This window comes from Nodosilinea sp. LEGE 07088, from assembly GCF_015207395.1.
Taxonomy (GTDB): domain Bacteria; phylum Cyanobacteriota; class Cyanobacteriia; order Phormidesmidales; family Phormidesmidaceae; genus Nodosilinea.
Window position 1 is genome coordinate 1 of record NZ_JADEWX010000295.1, and the last position, 4,052, is coordinate 4,052.

At 59.2% G+C, this 4,052-nt stretch carries 4 protein-coding genes; 3 read left to right on the forward strand and 1 reads right to left on the reverse strand.

The window, feature by feature from the left end:
• The first annotated feature begins 123 nt into the window (after positions 1–123).
• The 3 genes from aroB to hisB all read left to right on the forward strand — a co-directional run bounded on the left by aroB (position 124) and on the right by hisB (position 2,739).
• On the forward strand, positions 124–1,242 hold the full coding sequence (gene aroB / locus IQ254_RS29985) for a 3-dehydroquinate synthase (RefSeq protein ID WP_193969799.1): 1,119 nt from the start codon (positions 124–126) through the stop codon (positions 1,240–1,242).
• 7 nt (positions 1,243–1,249) lie between these two features.
• Positions 1,250–2,011, forward strand: coding sequence for a class I SAM-dependent methyltransferase (locus tag IQ254_RS29990; RefSeq protein ID WP_193969800.1), 762 nt, complete (start codon positions 1,250–1,252; stop codon positions 2,009–2,011).
• 86 nt (positions 2,012–2,097) lie between these two features.
• Complete coding sequence (gene hisB, locus IQ254_RS29995) at positions 2,098–2,739, forward strand: imidazoleglycerol-phosphate dehydratase HisB (protein ID WP_193969801.1); 642 nt, start codon at positions 2,098–2,100, stop codon at positions 2,737–2,739.
• A gap of 8 nt (positions 2,740–2,747) precedes the next feature.
• Here hisB and IQ254_RS30000 read toward each other — a convergent pair whose 3' ends face one another.
• Positions 2,748–3,923 carry an alpha/beta hydrolase fold domain-containing protein gene (locus tag IQ254_RS30000; protein ID WP_228041230.1) on the reverse strand — a complete coding sequence of 392 codons (1,176 nt, stop codon included), beginning with the start codon at positions 3,921–3,923 and terminating at the stop codon, positions 2,748–2,750.
• Between the last annotated feature and the right edge of the window lie 129 nt (positions 3,924–4,052).

Here is a 4,052-nt window from a genome sequence, read left to right on the forward strand (position 1 = left end):
GGGATGGGGGGATAAATTCAAAACGCCTCTCTACCGTCTTCACCTCCCTACCGTCCTCATCGCGTTGGCCCCTGAACCCGCTAAAGTTTTAAGCTAACTGTCTCCATCGCCCTGGCTATGCCTATGAAATCTATCATTCCTGTGCCCCTGCCCCGCCAGCCCTACGAGGTCATGGTGGCTACCGATGGTATTGACCATTTGGGTACCTGGTTGGTTGGGGGGGAGACTCCGTTGGTGAAACCCGGGCAAAAGCTGCTGCTGGTGTCTAATCCGGCGATTTTTAAGCACTATGGCGATCGCGTGGTAGCAGCCCTGTCCCAGGTGGGCTACGCCGTCGAGACCTGCCTACTGCCCGCTGGAGAGCGCTACAAAACCCTCAAATCGATTCAAAAAATCTACGCTGCTGCCCTGGCCTTTCACCTGGAGCGCAAGTCGGCGATGGTGGCCCTGGGCGGCGGCGTGATTGGCGATATGACGGGCTTTGCCGCCGCCACCTGGCTGCGGGGCATCAGTGTGGTGCAGGTGCCCACGTCGCTACTGGCCATGGTCGATGCCTCCATCGGCGGCAAGACCGGCGTCAACCATCCCCAGGGCAAAAACCTGATTGGGGCGTTTCATCAGCCTCGCCTGGTGGTGATCGACCCGCTGGTGCTCAAGACCCTCCCGGCGCGAGAATTTCGGGCTGGTATGGCGGAGGTAATCAAGTACGGCGTGATCTGGGATAAACAGCTGTTCGCAATGCTCGAAGCCGCCCCCCGCCTCGATCAGTATCGTTATGTGAGCGACGAGCTGCTGCACGCCATTCTGACGCGATCGTGCCAGGCCAAGGCCGATGTGGTCTCTCAGGATGAAAAAGAGGCGGGGCTGCGGGCCATTCTCAACTATGGCCACACCATTGGCCACGCGGTTGAGAGCCTGATGCACTATCGCGGCGTCAACCACGGCGAGGCGGTCGCCATTGGCATGGTGGCCGCTGGGGCGATCGCGGTGCGCCTGAACCTGTGGGATCAGTCCCTGGCCGCTCGGCAGCTGGCCCTGCTGCAAAAGACCAGCCTGCCCACCCAGATCCCCGCTGGTCTGGCGCTCGACGATCTGCTGCGGGCTCTGCTCAGCGACAAAAAGGTGGAGGCGGGCCGGGTCAACTTCATTTTGCCAGAGTCTCTGGGGCGGGTGCGCCTGACCGATGCGGTCAGCGATGATGTTTTGCGATCGGTGCTGATGACGATGCAGGCCACGGTTTAGGAAGACTATGCCTTTTCCCCTTTCTGGCCCCCTTTCTGACGCGGCGATTGTGACCCGTTTGACCACCTATGGCCGACAAGATAGCGCCTACGCTCAGTTTACGAGTCTGGTGGGGGCCAACCAGTACCGGCGGCTCTATAGACTATGCGATCGCTACCTGAGGCCGGGCGGGCGAGTGCTCGACTGGGGCTGTGGCAACGGGCATTTTTCCTACTATCTGGTGCACAAGGGTTACCAAGCCTGCGGCTTTGCGTTTGAGACATTTGCCCTACTGCCAGAGCTGATGGCCCAGGGCTTTGGGTTTCAGCAGGGCTCTCTGGAGGAACCCGTGCGGCTGCCCTACGCCGATGGCCAGTTCGATGCGGTGGTTTCGGTGGGAGTGCTAGAGCATGTCAGGGAGGGCCAGGGCGATGAGCTGTCTAGCCTGCGGGAGATCTACCGGATTCTCAAACCCCAGGGTAGGTTTCTCTGCTATCACCTGCCTAACCGCTACAGCTGGATTGAATGGTTGTCTACGCGCCTACCCAATAAGTATCACCATCAGTATCGCTATACCCGCCCCGACATTGAGGCCCTGTGCGCCCAGGCCCAGCTGACGCTGCTGGAGGTAAAGCGCTACGGCTGGTTGCCCAGAAACATCGTCGGCCAGTGGCCGGTGGTCGGGCACCAACCCCTGGTGGCAACGGCCTGGGATAACTGCGATCGCGTTTTGGGTACGGTGCTGCCTCAGCTGTGCCAAAATTACTGCTTTGTCGCCCAAAAACCCTAGGGCGATCGCCTCGCCAGACCGGGGCCACCCGACTGGAGTCCGCCAGACTTCGGTAAACTAGAATTTCGCCCTGTCAGCAACTCGCCATGCAAACCCAAGATCGTCCCCTCTCGGTGGCCAACCCTGGCCTCACCTACCCCAGCCGCAGCGCCAACGTCAGCCGCACTACGGGCGAAACCGATGTGCAGGTGAGCCTGAATTTAGATGGCACCGGGCAGTGCGAAGCCAAGACGGGCATTCCCTTTCTGGACCACATGCTGCACCAGATTTCGTCCCACGGGCTGATCGACCTGGCGGTGCGGGCCACGGGCGACATTGAAATTGATGACCACCACACCAACGAAGATGTGGGCATTACCCTGGGCATGGCGCTGCACCAGGCCCTGGGCGATCGCAAGGGCATTACCCGCTTTGGCCATTTTGTTGCGCCCCTAGATGAATCACTGGTGCAGGTCGCCCTCGACTTTTCGGGTCGGCCCCACCTCAGCTATGGCCTAGAGATTCCCACCCAGCGGGTGGGCACCTATGACACCCAGCTGGTGCGCGAGTTTTTTGTTGCCGTCGTCAACCATAGCCAGATGACGCTGCACATTCGCCAGCTCGACGGCATTAACTCGCACCACATTATTGAGGCGACGTTTAAGGCCTTTGCCCGCGCCATGCGCATGGCCACCGAGGTTGACCCCCGCCGGGCGCACCTGATTCCCAGCTCCAAGGGTGTAATTTAGTTGCCGCACTAACGCAGCGCCCAGGCCAAAAACCGTTCTGTGTAGTACAGCGCCAGCTGGTTGCTGACGCCATTAAAGACTGCATCAAAGGCATGGTCAGCCCAGGGAATTTTTATAAACCCAACTCGGTTATCCGCCGCTGCCAGCCGCTTAGCCATCGTCTGGCCAAATTTGGCTTCTACAATGTGGTCTTTGCCACCATAGATCAGCAGAGACGGCGGCAAATTAGGGGCCACAAATGAGCTGGGAGAAGCAGCTTTGTAGCGCTCCTCCACCTGGTCAGGCGTTCCCCCCAGAAACGTCTCCAGCACATCTCTCACATCTAACGGGTTGGGTTTAGGAATGTCGTAGTACCCGTTTAATAAATCGATCGGCCCGTAATAGTCGACCACCGCTCGAATGGACAAAGGCCCCGGTTGATAGGCCGCCAGCAGGGCCAGCTGCGCCCCCGCCGATCGCCCCAGCAGCGCAATTCGCTCAGCATCGGTTTCGTACGCCTTAGCGTGGTCTTTGAGAAATTCCAGCGCCGTCTGCACATCCTCTAGCTGGGCAGGAAACTGGTATGCGGGCGCATGGCGATAGGAAATGGCCCAAACCACGTAGCCCTGATTGGCCATATAGCGAGCAAATTGGGCATTGGCCGCTGGGCTCCCTGTCTGCCAAGAGCCACCATAGATCATCACAATGCCGGGGTAGGTGCCAGACTGTGCGGGTTGATAGAGGGTGAGGGTGAGCGGCACGCCATCGGGCTGTGCAAAGGGAATGTCGGGTGTCTCACGCACGGGTGCCGTGGCAATGCCCCGAAAGCTGTCGGCCAACACAAACGGCTGCGATCGCCCCTTTGTTTGCAACCTTGACCCCGCGATCGCCGGGTAATCTGCCCCTATGACCTGAACAAATGTCTGCTGAGCCACCTGATTCGCAGCCTGAAACTGGCTGAGGGGCGAGGCACTCAATATCAGAGCCAGACAGCTAACGGTAACGGTGACCCACCCCATCCAAGAGTGACTTAGCGCAAGCAACCCCAGACTCAGAAAAACTAGATTGCCGACGATCAGCCAGGGGCTAATCTCGGGTGCCCCTACCGCAAAGGTGAGTAACCAACGGGTCGGAGCAGGTGCGATCGCCCAGATACTTAGCCCCAGCAATAGAATTGAGCCAATGCCAACGAACAGGTATCTCAACGGGTGAAACACGATAGCTTGACTTACCTACTATAGCTATCGCCACCAAGGTAGGAGGTTTTCACCAGTACTCGAAGGCGGAAATATGTCCACCGTTCCGGATCGCTGGGCTCCCTAGCCCCCCTAGCC